This window comes from Mesorhizobium sp. 131-3-5 (assembly GCF_016756575.1).
Classification (GTDB): Bacteria; Pseudomonadota; Alphaproteobacteria; order Rhizobiales; family Rhizobiaceae; genus Mesorhizobium; species Mesorhizobium jarvisii.
This window is the reverse complement of the sequence record NZ_AP023254.1, coordinates 2496634-2513102: the sequence shown is the minus strand read 5'-3', so window position 1 is coordinate 2513102 and position 16469 is coordinate 2496634. Positions and strand designations below refer to the sequence as shown.

Genomic DNA, 16469 nt, shown 5'->3' with positions numbered 1-16469 from the left:
GGCCATGTTGCTGTTCCGCTGGCTGAAGCGCGTCATCAAGACGATCGTCTGGCTGATCGTCATCATCATCCTCATCCCGATCGTCGGGCTGAGCTACGGTTTCCTGACGACGCCGTCGCTCGACAAGACGCCGCTGCCCGGCATTGCCGATGGCGCGCCGCCCAAGGCGCTGGCCGACAAGGTCCGCGCCGAAATCCCCGGCTACCAACGGCCTGAGGAATCGACCTTCCTCACCTATCCCGAATGGGCAATTGTCTACGCCGCGCGCGAATATGCCGGCTTCGTCGCCAAGGACCAGCCGAGCGGATTTCCCTATTGGTCCTATGTCGGCCGCTTCTGGCAGGACTACGCCACCGTGATCCGCGCCAGTTCCCCATACAAGTTCAACTATGCCAACCACCAGATGCTGGTCATCATCGGCACCAGCCACTCGATCGAGCACATATTGCAATGGGCCTATGAGAACACGGTCGGCCGCGTCACCGAGGCGACATCGGCCAAGCGCACCGCCGCCGACATCTACCAGGCCAAGGTGGCGGCCGAATACGCAGGCTTTCTCGACCAAGTGCCGTGGTACCAGTTCGCCTATGCCGAAAAGCGCGCCGGCCTGTTTGCCGTGCAGCCGGCGCCGGGCGACAGCTCCGTCCGCACCAGCGAACGCAAGCTCGCCTTCGGCCTCGCCGACACCATCAAGCAGGGCTATGCCGACCTGATCAAAAAGGCGCTCGCCGCGACCTCCGACCCGGCCTTCCTCGACATCCATGTCTGGGCCAAGGGCCCGGTCGGCGAAGCCACCCGCAACGAGCCCGACACCTTGCTGGAGCGCGACCTGGGTCCTGACGGCACCATCTTCGTCACCAAGCGCTATCAGGTCTTCACCGACATGATCCCGCGGCTGATCGACAAGGGCGTCTCCTTCGTCGAGATCGGCGGCAATGACGAGATCATGGTCACCATGCTGTCGACCGACTCGATCGCCGTCCCCGAAGGCATGCGCATCCTGTTCAGCTATCCGCTGCCGGCCGATCCTTCGACGCGCCGCACCGGCATGGTCGTGGCCGTGCGCAAGCTGCATCTGGTGCTATCGTCGCTGATGAAGGCCGGCGCCAAGCTCGAACACGTCTACGATTATTGAGGCCTTTCGGCCACGCCCGGCCAAGATCAGACGCGCGGCCATGCTCATTCCACAATCGCGGCCAAATCCCGCCTTGTTCGCGCGCGATGGAATGGTGCACGTTGCCTGACGGGCGACATGCACCTGAATGGGCTGCCGGGGGGCATCTCGAAGGGACAAGACCGTGATCAAGACCGCCCTTGTCGCCATGACCATTGTCGGCTGCGACTGCGACGCCAAATTGTGCGAATATATCGGCGAGACGCCTGCCAAGTGGTCGACCATCGCCGAATGCGAAGCCGCGATGAAGAGCCAGATCCTGCACCAGCGCAATTTCGACTATCCGCTGGTGTCCGGCATCTGCCGCCCCAAGGGTTCGTCATCCTCCTCGCAACTGGCCGCCACCGCATCCCGCCCGGAACTCAAGCCCGCCAGCAGGATCGTGCGAACGGAAAGCCCGCTGCCTCCGGAACTGAGCCATCGGCCGAGCGTGCCCGTCGGCTCGCCGACGACGACCGTCGACGCGGATGCCGCCCGGCCCGTCGCCTATGAACAGGTGGTCGATGGCGGAACCGGCGTGCTCTACCGCACCAAGAACGGCTATGCCGTGGTCAAGACCGATCTTGGCCGTGCAGCTTCCGCGACCGCCGATGCGGCCAAACGCTCAGTGAACTGGCTGGCTGGCCTGGTGCCAACGGGGCTTTAGTCCCTTTACATCTTGAGCTTCAGGCTCTCCCAGAATTTGTCGATCAGCGGCTGTTCGGTGGCCAGATCCCCGCTGCCGACGCGCGTGACGAACAACAGCCCCCGATCGGCCAGGCCGTAGCCGACGATCTCGAAATACGCGGTGTCGGTGCGCGTCTTCACCTCGGCGCGGATGCCGGTGAGTTCCTTGCCGTCGGCGAGCTTGCGCGTCGTCGGCTGCTGCGTCAGCGTCGCACCGGCCTGCACCGATTCCCTGGTCATCTCCTGCAGCATCAGCTGGTTGAGCGACACCGGATTCATCTTGCCGTATTCCTGCACGACGACGATCGTGCCCAGCGCCGAAGCCATCAGATATTGCGTGATGTTCTCGCCGAGATCGGTCTTGGTCACCGAAATGCCGGTCGGATGGACGAAGGAGAAGCTACCGCCTGAAAAGGTGGCGAAGTCGTTGCGCTCGAGCGTCACCTTGCTCTGCTTGCCGCCGGGCAGCGTGATGGTCGTGCTCTCGCCGGGATCGATATCGACCGCCACGCCGTCGATGGTCAGCTTGAAGGCCTTGAGGTCCTCGGCCCCGGCCGGTCCAGCGCACAGCGCGATGAGAGTAAGGGCTGCCGCCGATAGCATGCGCATCGATTGTTCTCCTGCTTCCTACGCCACCCCGCTCAGCGCCTTGATGGCACGGTAGAAGGTCGAGGAAAACAGTTCCGTCGGGTCATAGTGCCGCTTCGCCGCAAGGAAGGCCGGCAGTTCGGGATAGGAGGCCAGCAACTCCTTGCCCGTATAATGTAGCTGGTAAGGTAGGAAGAAGCGCCCGCCATGCTTGATCGTCACGTCGATCAGCGCCCGCGTCAGCGCCCGCATCTTCGCATTGCCGTCGGTATCGGTCGGCTGGTTGATGTAGAGCACCAGCGAATAGGCCGGCTCCGGCGCATAGGTCAGCGCCACATCCTCCTTATGGACGATGCGCACCGAGGCATTGAGCACCGGCAGGGACTGGTTGCGCAGGATCTCGCGCGCTTCGGTGATGAACTCGACATAGGCGGCGCGCGGAATGAAATATTCGTGCAGTATGTCGGTCTCGTCGTTTAGATCGTTGAACAGATACGGCACCGAATCGTGCATCGGGTTGTTGCGGGTGACGAGGCAGGCCTCGCCTTGCGCCATTGCTGTCGTGCGCGCCACGGTGCAGTTCTCGAATTTCGGCTCAAGCGTCTTTTCGGTGAACCACTTCAGCTCCTGGAACACGCTGCCCCATTTCGCCAGATTGATGATCACCCGCTTCAGCCCGACCGAGCCCGGCTCGCCGATATCAGGCTGGTCGGCCGGCGGCTCTTCGGCCACCTTGTCGTAGCGATAGACGATCATGTCCTCGAGGAAATTGCCCGGTGCCGTCGACAGATGGCCGTAGAACAGGCCGATATCCTTGTTCGGCTCCAGCACATCGGCAAAAAACTTTGGGAAATCGTCGGATTTGATGATTTCGCGCGAAGTGCGGTAGACGGCATTGTCGACGATATCGAGCGTTGCCTCCACCACCACGCCGAACAGGCCGTAGCCGCCGACGACATGGCGGAACAGCTCGCTGTTCTGCGTGGCCGAGCAGGTCGTCACCGACCCGTCGGCCAGCATCATCCGCATCGAGCGGATCGAGCCGGCAACCGAACCCGCCTGGTGGTCCATGCCATGCGCGTTGACCGACAGCGAGCCGCCGACCGAAAAAATGTCGGTCGACTGCATCGCCTTTACCGCGAAGCGCGGATGCAGCAGGTTCTGGATGTCGTGCCAGCGCGCGCCGGGCTGCAGCGTCATGGTCCTGGCCGCCGCATCGACGCTGACCTTGTTGAATTTCTTGAGGTCGAGCACCAGCGCATTGTCATCGAAGGCATGGCCGCCCATCGAATGACGGACAGCCGCCAGCGACACTTTCAGCCCGTTGGCACGGGCAAAGGCCAGCGCCTTGGCGATATGGTCCTCCTCGCTGATCTCGACCACGCCATAGACCGGCGTCCGCGACAGGCCGCTGGCATCGTTGATGTCGCCGCCCTTGGCCGACCAGGGCAGCGAAGGATCAAAGGCCGGCGGGCTGGCGATCGGTTTCAGCGGCAGGGCAATGCCATCGATGTCGGCGATGCGCCCGGCATTCTTCGGCCCCGACGGTCCGCGTGCCAGCCGCGCCATTGTTGTTCCGCCCCACAGCACCGCGCCGCCGACGACAGCCGCGCCGAGCACCAGCCGGCGCGACAGGCGAAACCCCTTCTGTTCGTCAGCCATGCGGATCCCCCGTTGGCCAAGGGATAGCGCGGCTCTTTGGCAAAAACCATAGGGGCGCCGTCGGGGCAGCGTTCCGCCACCCTGGCCGCCTGGCGGTGAGTGACCAAGAGCACGAAAATGGCCGATCCCCGAAGGAACCGGCCAAGATTGGAGCAGGGGCTGAAAAGTACGGTCAGCAGGTCTGCCGACGCATGACGCTCGCGGCTACGAAGCCTTCTTGATCGAGGTCACCATGCCGGTCTTGTCATCGACGGTTACCGCCACCTTGGCGCCGACCTTCAGTTTGCCGATCTTCGCTTCCGGCGACAGCTGGTAGATCTTGCCGTCGTCGAGCGTAATCGACTTGGTCGTCGGATCGACCGCCTGGATGGTGCCCTGAACGGACGCGGCATAGGCCGTACCGAGGAAGGCGAGCAGAGCGGCGGTGGTTGCGAGGGTCTTCTTCATCGATTGCACTCCGTGCTGTTTCACTTTTCCGGGGCCGCCGCGTTGGGCAACGACAGCACCGAACGAGCCGACACTGGGCCTGAAAGTCTGCTGGCCGCAAATCACATTGAGTGACTTTTCGCAAAGGAAATCATAGGCTTAATTCTGACACATTGCTTGCGACTGGCGCGGTTTCCAGCCGTTTCGTTTGCCTCGACGAGCGCTGTTCGCCCACGAAAAGAATCGTTTAGGCGATTGCGGCGGGTGCATCGAGGCCATCTCGCAGCCGCCATAATCCGCCCCGGATTGCATCACGCAACAGCCCGCTGACCTTCGGTTGATACAAATTTTGTTTCATGGATCGGCTCAACCGCCACCGCACAAGCGGACAAATTCGCGCCGTGGTTGCAAATTCGAAATGGATACAGGATCATTGCAACCGCTACGACGAGGGGGAACTCACCATGAAACTGGCAGTCCGAACCATGATATCCCTGATGCTGGCGCTGGCGCCGGGATTGGCCGGCGCACAAGGCGCTGAGCCAGGCGGCGATAAAACGGTTATGTTTGCTAGGGACGATCCCGAGATGGCGGTAGCGATTGCGAAGGCGCGTGCCAGCTTGGATGAGTTCCTGGCCCTGACCGAAGCGCCGCCCTCGGGGACGGACAGGTTCAAATTAAAGGTCGAGGTGCACGATGGGGATATCAGCGAGCACTTCTGGGTCATCCCGTTCCGACGCACCGAAACCGGCTTCGTCGGCATATTGGCAAACGAACCGGTAGCAGTGCGAAATGTCGTCCTCGGCCAGAACATAGAATTCACCAGGGACGATATTTCCGACTGGGGATACAGACGCGACGGGCGTCAAGTCGGCAGCTTCACCGTCTGTGTGATGTTCAAGAGAATATCTAAGGAAGAAGCAGACACCATGCACGAGGAATCCGGTTACGATTGTTGATCTTATGCCCGGTCGGATTAGCTTGCCTCGTCCTTTGCCCCGATCTTGCGCACCAGCGCGGCCGTCGCCAGCATGGCGCCCATGTCGGAGATCATCGGTGCGACATGCCTGGTGTAGTCGAGCGGCACCGAAATCTCCGGCAGTTCGAAGAAATTCTTCGCCTGCGGCAACAGCAGGAATCCGTCGCCGCCGTTGAGCGCGACGCGGGCCGGATCGTCCGGCCAGGTCTCGCCGAGCCATTTCAGCGCCTGCGCCAGACGGCCGGTCACCAGCGGCCGCGCCGCCTCGACATTGTCGGTGCGGAATTCGTAGGCCGCGTCGAGAAATGGCTCGCCCGACGACAGTTCCTGCAGCTTGGACCCGAAGAGGCCGCGGAAAAAGCCGACGACCGCATTGGTCCGCCGCGTCGCCACCAGGATTCCCGGGAACGGCTCGACCGCTTCGAAGGCGACGATGACACCCTTGAAGGCCGTCGATGAGCCCTTGCCGGTGCCTTCCCGCAGTTCGGCCTCGTAGAGCTCGAATGGAAACCCTTCGTAGTGGCCGGAAACGACATCGTCGAAGGCTTGCCGGTTGAAGGGCCCGACCGCCTCGCGCGGCAGCCGGTCGAACGAGTTCGGTCTGCCGCCATGCTGGTAGCCGATGTCACGGATGAAACCGAAGATGATCGGCAGCAGCGTGTCGCGGAACGATTGCTGCAGCCGCGTCGCCGGCTTCATGGCTTGGAAATACAGCAGGATCGAAGCGGCAAAGCCGATGAAATAGAGGAATACATGCGGCGTCGAGAACCATTGCTCGTTGGGGTCGGCGACCTTGTTGAACAGCCAGGCGATCACCGCCACGGCCACCAGCACCAGGCCGACGAACAGCGGCACCCGCCAGCGCACCTGCCGCACCGCCGAAGCCCGCGCCGCCTCATAGGCCTCGATGTTTTTCCGGATGCCGGCGATGACAGCCTCATCAGGCATGAAATCCGCTGCTTCCACCGCCACCCCCGTCGCCTCGACAAGTTCATGATAGCTGGTTTTGTCGGATGTATCGACTGCGGTGCCTCCACAACAGATGCTCGCGCTGCCCCTCATCGCCCTGCCGGGAACTTCTCCCCGCAAACGGGGCGAAGGACGCCGTCATCGATGGTCTCGCCAATTGCCAGCGTTGCAAGTGGAGCGCCGCCGGCACGGCTAATCTCCCTTCTCCCCGTCACTATACGGGGAGAAGGTGCCGGCAGGCGGACGAGGGGAAGCACGACGCTTGTAGAATAGTCTCGCCGCTTGCAGCTCTAAGGAAAGATTGCTCTCATCCGTCTTTCAATCTTTCCCCTTATCACACAGTCCAACGCCTCCACCGGCACAAGCCGCTCATGATCCCCGTCCCGCAGCCGCGCGAACGGATGCACCTGGTAAGCCGCAACAGCACCGCGCGTCCCCTCCTCCGCGCTGACATCCGCGACAAAAACCCCGCCAATGCGCCCCGGCCATGGCTGGCGGGCGAGCGCAGTGCCGAGGAAATCGCCGAGCCCATAGGCGACGACAGTCTCGCCGATCCGTTCCACCGGCTGCACCACATGGGCGTGATGGCCGGCGATCAGCCCGACGCCCTGCCCGGCCAGGCGCCTCGCCAGCGCCTTCGTCCCGGCCTGCGGAAAATGCCGGAACTCCCAGTCCCAATGCGGCACGGCGCAAATAAGGTCGAACCCGCGCGGCCAGCGCTCTGCATCGCTGCCCATCGACACACGCCCGGCAAACAGGCTCTCATCTGCATTGCGCCATAGCGTGAAGGCCGCGAAGCCGACATTCAACAGCCCGACCTTGACCGGCTGCACCGAGCCATCGGCGGCAAGGCCTATGCTGCGGATGCCGAGCCGCTTCAGCGCCGCCACCGTCTCGTCGAAACCGGCGACGCCCTGGTCGAGCACGTGATTGTTGGCCAGCGACAGCACCAGTCTTTCGTGCGCGATGCCGGCCGCAGCGAGCGCCTCGGCCAGAAACCGCTCACTCATCGCATGATGCGTGCCGAGCTTCGTGCCGAGCACCGCGCTCGGCCTGCCCACGACAGGGCTTTCGCAATTGCCGATCACCAGATCGGCAGCGCCAAGCAGGGCCTTGATCGCCGGATCGCAGTGCGGCGCCCGGCGGTTGGCCACGGCCGAGATATCCCCGATGAAGGCCAGCCGCACCGTCCGCTTTGGCGGCGGCTCCATCAACCTCCCCGCCATCGGCGCAAAGCCGCTGCCGTCACCGCCAAGCGACGGCTTCAGAAAACGCGGCAGCCAGGACAGTTTGTAGGAGAGCGGATAATTCGACACGCGACGCCCAATCGTTTGCCTTCTGTAAACCGTCCGCCGGGCGGGTTGAAGCGCATCCCTCGACAATCATGCAACGATGTGGACAGCGCATCGGCGCTGACGGGCGCGACGCCGCAAATAGCCGCAAATCTGTGTATGGTCGTCGGCGACAAATGCTTGGGAGGGAAAGATGACACGAATAGCAAGCCTGATGGCATCCGCATTCATTCTGCTTGTGCCGCTGTCTTCGGCGCAAGCCGCCATGCCCGAAGCGGCAACCGCGCTTTTCGAGGCGAAGACCGTGGCCGCGCGCGACAGCGCCCTGTCGACGCTGGAGGCGGCCGCACCGAAAGATCCGGCATCGGCCTATGCCGCCGGCGCCGGTGAGTTCTTCACCGCACTGGAACTGCTCGCCAGCGGCCTGCACCGCCACGGTTTCGAAAGCCCGCAATCCTTCATGCTGCCGCTGATGCAGTTGCCGGTGCCCTCCAATCCCAATCCCGAGCCGCTGACCTACGAAGAGTTCCGCGCCATACTGTTCGCCTTCCGCGACAGGCTGGCAAAATCCGCCGCGACGCTGGGCTCGGTGCCGGCCGATGCCGATATCGGCATGGTCATCGATCTCACCCATGTCGGCATCGACCTCAACGAGGACGGCATGATCGCACCGGACGAAAGCATGGCGGCCATCATGGCCGCGCTGTCGCACGGCAGCATTTCGCAGGGCGATAGCGCACCGGTGCTGACCTTCCGTTTCGACCGCGCCGACGGCTATTGGCTGCAAGGCTATGCCGAGTTCCTGATGGCGCAGGCCGATTTCTGGCTGGCGCATGATTTCAGAACCACTTTCGACGGCTCCTTTCACATGCTGTTCCCGCGCGCCAAACTGCCATTGCAGGACATCCTGGTGCCGCCGCCCAGCGAGATGGGCTCGAGCATCTTCTCCTCGGAGTGGCGCATCGCCGATTTCATCTCGATGGTGCACATGATCAACTGGCCGGTGGTCGAGCCGGAGCGCCGCAAGGCGGCACGCCAGGAATTGCTCGAAATGATCCGGCTGTCACGCGAAGACTGGAAGGCAATCCGCGCCGAGACCGACAATGACCGCGAATGGCTGCCCGGGCCGCAGCAGAAGGGCGAGAACCCGCTGACCGGCCTCGAAGTCGGCGAGGAGCAGGTGCAGGCCTGGCTGGCCACCTTGAGCATGGCGGAGGACCTGCTCGAAGGCCGCGCGCTGCTGCCGCATTTCCGCATCACCGGCAAAGGCATCAACATGAAGCGCTTCTTCGACGAGCCGAAGCCTTTCGACCTGGTGCTGTCGATCACCGGCCCTGGCATCGCGCCCTATCTGGAAAGCGGCAGGATCCTGACCGGCGAGGATTTCGACCAGATCCAGCGCGAATTCGGCGGCGGCGGGTTTTTGACGTTCGCGCTGTGGTTTAACTGAGAACCTGGGTCCCTGCCCTCGCCAAGCGGGGAAAGGAGCCCCGTATTCGCCGGGTCCGCCAGCAATTACGGGAAAATCGTGAAACGGTTTTCCCGTAGAAATTACGTCAAACAAAAAGCTGGAAAAGCCATCGCTGGAGCCGCAGCAACCCGGCCATGGCGGCTACTATCAGTGCGTTCGATATCACGCCGATCGCGGTGGTCGTCCAGGCAATGTCGCCGGATTGGCCAAGGACAACGAACGGAAATGCAGCGGCGATGACGATAATCGCCGCGCACAATCCCAGCCAGGCCACGCCCGGCCGCTTAACCGACCGGCTGAGGAAATAGGCGATCCCGACCAGCAGGATCCGCAGCGGATCCAACATCTGGGCGATGACAATAGCAATCAGAAGCATGGATAAGAACTGGGACTGGAGTGCCAAAAGGTCCTAGCGCTGAAACCCGTGCAACCGGGCGAGCAGCCACTGCAGCGGGTTGCCGACGAAGGCACGGGTGACGAACGTGTCATGGGCGGCATCGGATGCAAGCAAGGCGATGGTGCCGGCTTCGAGGCGGCGCGGCGGATCGGGACTGGCGGCGATGCCCTGGCCCGCCAGCAACTGCCGGATCCCGGCATTGCCGGAGGCCGAGGATTTGCCATAGGCGCTGACGAAGAAGCTCTGCCGGTGCTGCGCGATCCAGTTAGCGAAAATGTCGGCCTCGTCGAAGACGGCGTCGAGCAGGACGACGCCGAGCAGGCGTCCACCGATGTCGCCGTTCCTGAGAATGGAAGCGGCCGGATTGTAGCCGCCGCTATAGGCCACCAGCACCACCGCCATGGCGTCGAACTTTGCCGCCTTGGCGCCGGTCAGCCTGGCCATACTTTGCGCAGCCTCGGCCATGAATTTGGCAAAATAGCCCGGCGTCCAGAAATTACCGGCGCTAGAATCCTGCGCGTTGCTGGCGAATTGCGGCGCCACCAGAACGGCGTTGAGGCCCGACGCCTCGACCTGCGCGACCACTCGCTGGCGGCCGACCACGTCGCGCTGCAAGGTGGCGCCATTGCCGTGGAAGAACACCACGATGACCGCCGGCTTGGCCGGATCGAACCCTTTCGGCACGGCCAGCAGCGTCGAGCGGTCGGAATAGGTCTCGTCTTCCCAATAAATGCCGCCGCGCGGCGAGGTGTGGCCGCGCCTTCCGTCCGCCGCCATGACGTCGAGAAACGGCGCGGAGCCGTCGGGCAGCTTGCCCCAGTAGGGAAAGGGCGATGCCTTGAACGGCACGATGGTGGAGATGGCCTTGCGCAAGCGCGCCCCCTGGCTGGCCACCGGAAACATCGCCGTGGCCAGCAATCCGGCGACGATGGCGCGCCGGTCCGGCATCAGGCCGCCACCAGCCGGATGGACGGCGCCTTCGACGGCAACAGCACGGCGAAGAAGGCCGGAATGGCGATGAGATAGGCAATCGCCGCCCATTGCAGCACGGCGCTTAAGCCGAAGCTGGTGGCGACGATCGGCACGGCGGCCGAGCCGATGACAGAGAAACAGCCATTGATGCCCCAGGCCCAGACGAAAAGATGCTCCTTGCCGAGCCGCGCCAGCCAGGTCATGGCGGTGGCCATCGGCATGCCCATCAGGAAGGCCGGCGGCGACACCAGGAGAAAGCAGAGCAGCAGGCGCACCGTATAGGGATAGGCGCCGATCCGGTCGAGCACCGGCGACAGATAGAAGCCATAGGCGAGCAGCAGCCCGCACACCGCCAGCAGCACGAGCGGCAACACCGTCCTGGCGCGGTCGAAGATGCGCTCGGCAAACAGGCTGCCGAGGCCGGAAAACACCAGCATCGAGGAGATCAGCACCGAGGCCGACACCGTCGGGTTGGCCAGCGCGACGGTGAAGCGGCTGATCAGCCCGACCTCGACCATGATGTAGCCGAGGCCGAGACAGGCGAAATAGAGGATGGTGCCGAGCTTGCCGCGCGAGCGCGAGAACACGATGCGCCAGCCGAAGATGACCGGCAGCAGCACGAGCGACGCCGCCGTAATGCAGGCAATGCCGAGCGTCGCCCAGATCAACAGATAGCCCCAATCGTCCTGGAACAGGTCGAGCCGGTCAAGCGTGCGCGGCAAATCGGCGACCTTCACATAGGCGGCGAAATAGGGCTGGTCGTTGCTCAGCGCCCGCGCGTCGAAGACGTAGTCGCCGGCAAGTTGTTCCCAGCCGCCTGTCAAAAGCGCGTGCCAGGTCATGCGCTGCAGTTCCGTCGCCGGCAGCATTAGCGGGCCGGCATCGCCGCCGGCCCCCGCGCAGGCGTCGAGCGTCGGATCGGCCGGCGCCGTCGGGTCGCAATCGGGATTTGCCGGTGCGGTCGGGTCGGCCGGTGCGGTCGCGCCGGCGGCCGGCTGCTGCGTCAGCGTCGCGTCCTGTCCGCTGCCGAAGATCGAGGCGCGGTAATCGTCGAGTACCTTTCGCGCGCCCGAACCGTCATAGATCATTCCTGGATAATAGACTTCCTCCCACGACATCGACTTGGTGTAGTCGCGCAGCGTCTTGATTTCGGCCTCGGAGAAGCCGCCGCGCTTGAACAGCACGGTCGTGGTCGAGAGATAGCTCGACACGGCGAAGATGTCGTTGGCGGCACCCTGCGGGTCGAAGGTTTTCGCCGCCTCGGCGACGGTCGAATAGAGCTTCAGAACCGATTTCGGCGGCTCTTCCTTGTTCCACAAGGTGATCGACAGCACGCCGCCATCGGCCAGTGCGTGCATGTAGCTCAGCATCGCTTCGCGCGTGTAGGCGTATTTCTCCGAGATGGCGAAGCCGCCGGGATTGGACAGGCCGACACTGTCGGCGAGGCTGAGGTCGATGACGTCGTACCGCTCGCTCGTGTTGGCGAGGAACAGCCGTCCGTCATAATCGATGACCTTGAGCCGCGGCTCGGCCAGGATATCGCCGGTGACGTCCTTCAGCACCGGGCCGCGGAACGCCCGCAATGTCATCGGATTGCTCTCGGCGACGGTCACCGAGGTCGAACCGGCATTGAGCGCGGCCTGCGTGGAGATGCCGCCGCCGAACTGCACGACGAATGTCTTGGGCTTGTCCTTGATGACATAGGGATAATGCATCGGCAGATAGCGGAAATAGACCTGCTCGGCCGGCGCCAGGTTGCGCATGATGCCTTCCGGCCCATCGCCGTCGCGATACATGCCGACATAGGTGTTGGCCGGCACTTCAGGCATGCCGAAGGCGGCATTGTCGCTCAGGCCCGGCGCGAAATGCATGTAGGAACTGGCATAGACCTGCAGGTCGCCGAAGGGTGAGACGCTGCGGTAGATGCGCTTGCCGTCCGGAAAGTTGCGGGCATAGGCGACGCCCTTGTATTGCGACACGGCAATGTCGGGGATGCCGAGCAGGTTGGGCAGCATGAGATAGCCTGATATCGACAGCGCCGCCACGGCCACGCCGGCGACGACGCTCTTCCAGGCGCCGAATGCGAAGAACCACAGCAGCGAGCCGGCTGCCCACAACAGCAGCGGCACGACGATGATGGTTTCCGGCGCGAACAGATAGAGCGACACCAGCACGGCGAGGCCGGCGAGCCCCGAACCGGTGAGGTCGGCGAAATAGACGCGGCCGAAGGCGGTGCGGCTTTTCAGGAAGACGATGCCGAGGAAGAACGCACCGGCCAGGAACGGCAGGAGATAGAGCAGAAAATTGGCGAGCAGCCGCCATTTCTGCGCCGGGTCGGAAACTAGGAAGATGGCGTTGAACGGCACCGTCTGGGCGACCAGGTTGGAGCCCACGGCGAGCGGGCCGATCAGCAGCAGGGCCGCGGTGGCGGCACCTTGCCAGTGGCGGTCGAACCAGCCCTTGCCGGCGAAGATGACGACGCTGGACAGCGAAAAGCCGAGCATGGCAAGGCTGACCACCAGCGAACCGAAATGCGACCAGCTGCCGACGGCGAACACGCGCATGACAGCGATCTGCAGCGCGATGATGGCGCCGGCGATCAGCCCGACAGCGAGGTAATGCACGAGCCGTGGCGCCTCCAGCGAGGCGATGCTAGGTCGAGAGGTCGATACAACAGCCGTCATTCAGGCCCCTTGATGCGGCAGTTTAGCCCGACAGGCTTGGACCGGCACGGCAACTCAGCCGTTATGCGTGCCGACGATCTGGTCGCCTTCCAGCTTGGTGAACGGCACGAACGGCACCACCTTGCCATTGTAGATGTCTGAGCGGACGATGTTGAACGTGCCGTCGGCGAGCTGCTGCTTGGTCACCTTGAGCACGTGCTGCGCGCCCGGCGGGCCGACCGGAATGACCATCACGCCATTGGGCTTCAGCTGCTGCAGCAGCGACGGCGGGATGTGGTCGATGCCGCAGGTGACGATGATCTTGTCGAACGGGCCGACGCTGTCCCAGCCATAATAGCCGTCGGCATTGCGGCTGGTGACCGAACCGAACTCACTGTAGCCGCGCTCGACCAGCCCGTCATAGGTGCGCCGCGTGCGCTGCGCCAGCGGATTGATGATCTCGATCGTGTGCACCTTGTCGGTAAGGTTGGCGAGATAGGCCGACTGGTAGCCCGAGCCAGTGCCGATCTCGAGCACCGCCTCGCCGAACTGCACGTCGATCGACGTCGTCATCCGCCCGACCAGGTGCGGACCCGAAATCGTCACGCCATAGCCGATGTCGAGGAAGGCATGGTCGTAGGCGCGGCCCAGATTCTGCGGCAGCACGAATTCCTCGCGCGGTGTCAAAAGAAAGGCGCGCTTGTTGCGATCGTCCAGCACGTCCTTGTTGTAGACCATGATCTGGAAGCGATCGAATCGCTGCGCCAAGAACTTCGGATCCTCGCCGCGATTGGCCACCATCCAGTCGATGAACGATTTTTTGTCGTTGAACGGCACTTCGGCGTTGCGGTCGTAGGGCACGGGCACGTTGGCCCTGACCGTGGCTGGAAGAATGGAGAACGCCGCCGCACCCGCCGACAGCGTCAAGAAATCCCGACGCTTCATGGAAAAAGCCTCCAAAAGTGGCCTTTGCCACCCCAAAACCAAGCACTTCAACCCGATTGCACTGCCTCCCAAAACGAGTCAATGGGCGTCGAGGGACGACCGTGCAGGCCGAAAAAATGTGGCAAGCGGGCAACAGTTTTGTCGATGCCATCGGCTTTTTCAGGACCGAGGAACGGCGCGCCGCATTGCCGCAGGGCTCGCCGGGGCGGCGTTGTCTTATATTAGCAATGGCTGTTTTGCTTGACTCGGTCGGCAAAAACAGGCAGCAAACCAGTATCGGAAGGGCTGAAATACCGCGTGCATGATCGTGGACGAGCCTTTTTTGGCACAAAGTCCACGTCTCTCGGTTGGTTTTGAGAGGGATTGGTTAACCAACTTTGTCCATATTTTGAAGCAATCGGCAATCAACGACAGGCGCGGCAAACGCGTCGGGGACCACCCTGGGATCACTCGCAGAATGGTCGTCGCGGCTGACAAGGCCACGTACGGGGAAAACCGATTGGAGCGAGATTGGTTGCATGGCGTTGTCGAGTAAACACAAAATAATCCGGGACCAGCGCGAGGGCGGCGAGTTCGTCGATGCGCAGCGCACCCCTTCCTTCAACCCGAAACGGATCGTCCGCTGGATCGCGGTGCCCGGCGCCAGCGCCGCCGTCGGCCTCTGGCTGATCGGCACCATGGCCGGCCTCAGTTCCGTCGGCGCCTCGCTGTCGGCGACATCGAGCGGCCTGCCCCAGACCCTGGCCATGCCCGGCTCGCTGGCGATGGCCGATCCGCTGAAACAGCATTTCCTGAGGTCTTCGGCGCCGTTCGCGCTGGCCAATGCCCATGGCGGCGCTCAGGCCCTGCATGACCATGCCGTGCAATGCGGCGCTAGCTGCTTCAAGCTGGCCCGAGTGAGCCCGCTGGGTGAGAAATCCGCGCGCCTCACGATCCATGCAAGACCCGAACAGCCAATCTTGAAGTCGAAGGCGCAGGAGCGCTTCGACCGCATGGAGGCGTCGCTGTCACCGACCAAGCTCGCCGCCGCCTTTGCCGGCGCCGGCAAGCCCGTCGCCACGGCCGACGCCCGCCCGGTGATTTCCCAGGCCGCACCGCAGATTACCGAGGCGTCGCTAGTTCCGTCGGTCCAAGTGATGGCCAGCCTGTCGAGCGACATGCCGGCTCCCGTGGCGGAACGCTTTGCCCGTGCCGATACCGGCGTCGTCCAGACCGCGCCGGCGCCGATGGGCCTCGCCCAGTCGCAGACGCCTGACAACACGCAGCTGGCGCTGGCCCTCGTCCAGTCCCTGCCGGTCGAGGACGAAGCATTCGCCTCGCCGCTGCCGATGACCGAATCCTCCGCCGATGTCGCGATTGCACCTGCCGAGACCCAGCCGCAACAGCCCGGCGACGCCGCTTCGCTGCCGGATGCGCTGACCGACGACGTGCCGCTGCCGACCCGCCGCCCGCAATACGACGCGCCGCGGCAGCCAAAGGCCGTGGTGGAACAGGATGAGCCGGCGCCGCAGCCCAAGTTTGCTCAGCCCAAGATCGCGCAGCAGAAGCCGGCGCCGCAGGCAAAGCCGGTCCAGCAAGCCCAGCCCACAAGGCCTGCCCGGGCCGGCCGGTCTGGCGAGGGCGGCGATGTGCTGGCCTATGCCAAGCCGGATACGCCGTCGGGCGGCCTTGGCCAGGCGTTCAGGAATCTTTTCAACGGACCAAGCGGCGGAAGCGGAGCCGGCCACGGCGTCGCCGTCTATGACATCAGCGCCAAGACCGTCTACATGCCGGACGGCCAGCGGCTCGAGGCGCATTCCGGCCTCGGCGCCATGGTCGACCAGCCGCGCTATGTCCACGTGAAGGATCGTGGCCCGACGCCGCCTAACACCTATAATCTGTCGCTGCGTGAATCGCGCTTCCATGGCGTCGAGGCCCTGCGCCTGACTCCGGTCGGCGGTGGCAACAAATACAACCGCGACGGCCTGCTCGCCCATACCTACATGCTGCGCGGCGGCCGCGCCGAGTCCAATGGCTGCGTCGTCTTCAGGGACTATGCCCGCTTCCTCGCCGCCTTCAAGAAGGGCAAGGTCACACGTCTCGTCGTGGTCCCGCGCCTCAACGGATCGCCGACCCAGGTGGCGACGGACAACGCCCGCGGCGCCTGACCGCGGGCAGGTACCCCCTCGGCAATTGCCTTCTCCTGACAGCCTTCTGTCAGGAGCCGCATCGAGGCATGCGCCCCACCGCATCGCGCTCTTTCCATTTTCGCCAAGACCTCCCATA

The 16469-nt window shown here is 63.7% G+C and carries 15 protein-coding genes; 6 read left to right on the top strand and 9 right to left on the bottom strand.

All coding sequences use genetic code 11. The annotated features are described in order from the left end of the window. Positions 1–4 precede the first annotated feature (4 nt). Both JG747_RS12190 and JG747_RS12185 read left to right on the top strand, forming a co-directional pair. Positions 5–1135, top strand: a complete 1131-nt coding sequence (locus JG747_RS12190; protein ID WP_019860589.1) for a hypothetical protein — start codon at positions 5–7, stop codon at positions 1133–1135. Positions 1136–1298: 163 nt separating this feature from the next. Further along, on the top strand, positions 1299–1820 hold the full coding sequence (locus JG747_RS12185) for a hypothetical protein (RefSeq protein ID WP_027047289.1): 522 nt from the start codon (positions 1299–1301) through the stop codon (positions 1818–1820). Between the two features lie 5 nt (positions 1821–1825). Here the strand turns inward: JG747_RS12185 and JG747_RS12180 are convergent, their stop codons facing one another. The 3 genes from JG747_RS12180 to JG747_RS12170 form a co-directional block, all read right to left on the bottom strand. Beyond that, positions 1826–2449 carry a hypothetical protein gene (locus JG747_RS12180; RefSeq protein WP_019860592.1) on the bottom strand — a complete coding sequence of 208 codons (624 nt, stop codon included), beginning with the start codon at positions 2447–2449 and terminating at the stop codon, positions 1826–1828. A gap of 18 nt (positions 2450–2467) precedes the next feature. Then, positions 2468–4090: an FAD-binding oxidoreductase gene (locus tag JG747_RS12175; protein ID WP_019860593.1), complete on the bottom strand. Its 1623-nt coding sequence runs from the start codon at positions 4088–4090 to the stop codon at positions 2468–2470. A 204-nt stretch (positions 4091–4294) separates the two neighbouring features. Beyond that, complete coding sequence (locus JG747_RS12170; protein ID WP_027047290.1) at positions 4295–4537, bottom strand: DUF1344 domain-containing protein; 243 nt, start codon at positions 4535–4537, stop codon at positions 4295–4297. Positions 4538–4872: 335 nt separating this feature from the next. On the opposite strand from JG747_RS12170, the gene JG747_RS12165 reads away from it, so the two are divergent. Next, positions 4873–5475 carry a YegJ family protein gene (locus tag JG747_RS12165; RefSeq protein WP_244748374.1) on the top strand — a complete coding sequence of 201 codons (603 nt, stop codon included), beginning with the start codon at positions 4873–4875 and terminating at the stop codon, positions 5473–5475. Positions 5476–5492: 17 nt separating this feature from the next. Here JG747_RS12165 and JG747_RS12160 read toward each other — a convergent pair whose 3' ends face one another. Together JG747_RS12160 and JG747_RS12155 are read right to left on the bottom strand one after the other, a co-directional pair. Beyond that, positions 5493–6443 (bottom strand): DUF3137 domain-containing protein, encoded by a 951-nt coding sequence (locus JG747_RS12160; protein ID WP_167470427.1) that lies wholly within the window; start codon positions 6441–6443, stop codon positions 5493–5495. A gap of 311 nt (positions 6444–6754) precedes the next feature. Next, positions 6755–7780: a CapA family protein gene (locus JG747_RS12155; protein WP_202361847.1), complete on the bottom strand. Its 1026-nt coding sequence runs from the start codon at positions 7778–7780 to the stop codon at positions 6755–6757. Positions 7781–7949: 169 nt separating this feature from the next. On the opposite strand from JG747_RS12155, the gene JG747_RS12150 reads away from it, so the two are divergent. Then, the gene (locus tag JG747_RS12150) at positions 7950–9206 is read left to right on the top strand and encodes a hypothetical protein (RefSeq protein ID WP_202361846.1); all 1257 of its coding nucleotides are present in this window, start codon (positions 7950–7952) and stop codon (positions 9204–9206) included. A gap of 106 nt (positions 9207–9312) precedes the next feature. Here JG747_RS12150 and JG747_RS12145 read toward each other — a convergent pair whose 3' ends face one another. From JG747_RS12145 to JG747_RS12130, 4 genes are read right to left on the bottom strand one after another with little or no spacing between them, the layout of a single operon-like run. Next, positions 9313–9603, bottom strand: a complete 291-nt coding sequence (locus JG747_RS12145) for a hypothetical protein (protein WP_202361845.1) — start codon at positions 9601–9603, stop codon at positions 9313–9315. Positions 9604–9636: 33 nt separating this feature from the next. Next, positions 9637–10572, bottom strand: a complete 936-nt coding sequence (locus JG747_RS12140) for a hypothetical protein (RefSeq protein WP_202361844.1) — start codon at positions 10570–10572, stop codon at positions 9637–9639. Next, complete coding sequence (locus tag JG747_RS12135) at positions 10572–13280, bottom strand: hypothetical protein (protein ID WP_202361843.1); 2709 nt, start codon at positions 13278–13280, stop codon at positions 10572–10574. Before JG747_RS12135 ends, JG747_RS12140 begins: the two co-directional genes overlap by 1 nt. 54 nt (positions 13281–13334) lie before the next feature. Next, positions 13335–14204, bottom strand: a complete 870-nt coding sequence (locus tag JG747_RS12130) for a protein-L-isoaspartate O-methyltransferase family protein (RefSeq protein ID WP_038649039.1) — start codon at positions 14202–14204, stop codon at positions 13335–13337. Positions 14205–14305: 101 nt separating this feature from the next. Here JG747_RS12130 and JG747_RS12125 point away from each other — a divergent pair, with 101 nt between their 5' ends. Further along, a complete protein-coding gene (locus tag JG747_RS12125) occupies positions 14306–14509 on the top strand; it encodes a hypothetical protein (RefSeq protein WP_147377462.1) in 204 nt (67 codons plus the stop codon). 213 nt (positions 14510–14722) lie between these two features. Continuing rightward, positions 14723–16351, top strand: a complete 1629-nt coding sequence (locus tag JG747_RS12120; RefSeq protein WP_019860606.1) for a DUF2778 domain-containing protein — start codon at positions 14723–14725, stop codon at positions 16349–16351. Positions 16352–16469: the final 118 nt, after the last annotated feature.

Excerpts from the sequence above, each read along its gene's own strand:
- JG747_RS12190 (WP_019860589.1), top strand. The coding sequence starts at position 5 with ATGTTGCTGTTCCGCTGGCTGAAGCGCGTCATCAAGACGATCGTCTGG.
- JG747_RS12180 (WP_019860592.1), bottom strand. The coding sequence starts at position 2,449 with ATGCGCATGCTATCGGCGGCAGCCCTTACTCTCATCGCGCTGTGCGCT.
- JG747_RS12175 (WP_019860593.1), bottom strand. The coding sequence starts at position 4,090 with ATGGCTGACGAACAGAAGGGGTTTCGCCTGTCGCGCCGGCTGGTGCTC.
- JG747_RS12170 (WP_027047290.1), bottom strand. The coding sequence starts at position 4,537 with ATGAAGAAGACCCTCGCAACCACCGCCGCTCTGCTCGCCTTCCTCGGT.
- JG747_RS12165 (WP_244748374.1), top strand. The coding sequence starts at position 4,873 with ATGGATCGGCTCAACCGCCACCGCACAAGCGGACAAATTCGCGCCGTG.
- JG747_RS12160 (WP_167470427.1), bottom strand. The coding sequence starts at position 6,443 with ATGCCTGATGAGGCTGTCATCGCCGGCATCCGGAAAAACATCGAGGCC.
- JG747_RS12150 (WP_202361846.1), top strand. The coding sequence starts at position 7,950 with ATGACACGAATAGCAAGCCTGATGGCATCCGCATTCATTCTGCTTGTG.
- JG747_RS12145 (WP_202361845.1), bottom strand. The coding sequence starts at position 9,603 with ATGCTTCTGATTGCTATTGTCATCGCCCAGATGTTGGATCCGCTGCGG.
- JG747_RS12140 (WP_202361844.1), bottom strand. The coding sequence starts at position 10,572 with ATGCCGGACCGGCGCGCCATCGTCGCCGGATTGCTGGCCACGGCGATG.
- JG747_RS12135 (WP_202361843.1), bottom strand. The coding sequence starts at position 13,280 with ATGACGGCTGTTGTATCGACCTCTCGACCTAGCATCGCCTCGCTGGAG.
- JG747_RS12130 (WP_038649039.1), bottom strand. The coding sequence starts at position 14,204 with ATGAAGCGTCGGGATTTCTTGACGCTGTCGGCGGGTGCGGCGGCGTTC.
- JG747_RS12120 (WP_019860606.1), top strand. The coding sequence starts at position 14,723 with ATGGCGTTGTCGAGTAAACACAAAATAATCCGGGACCAGCGCGAGGGC.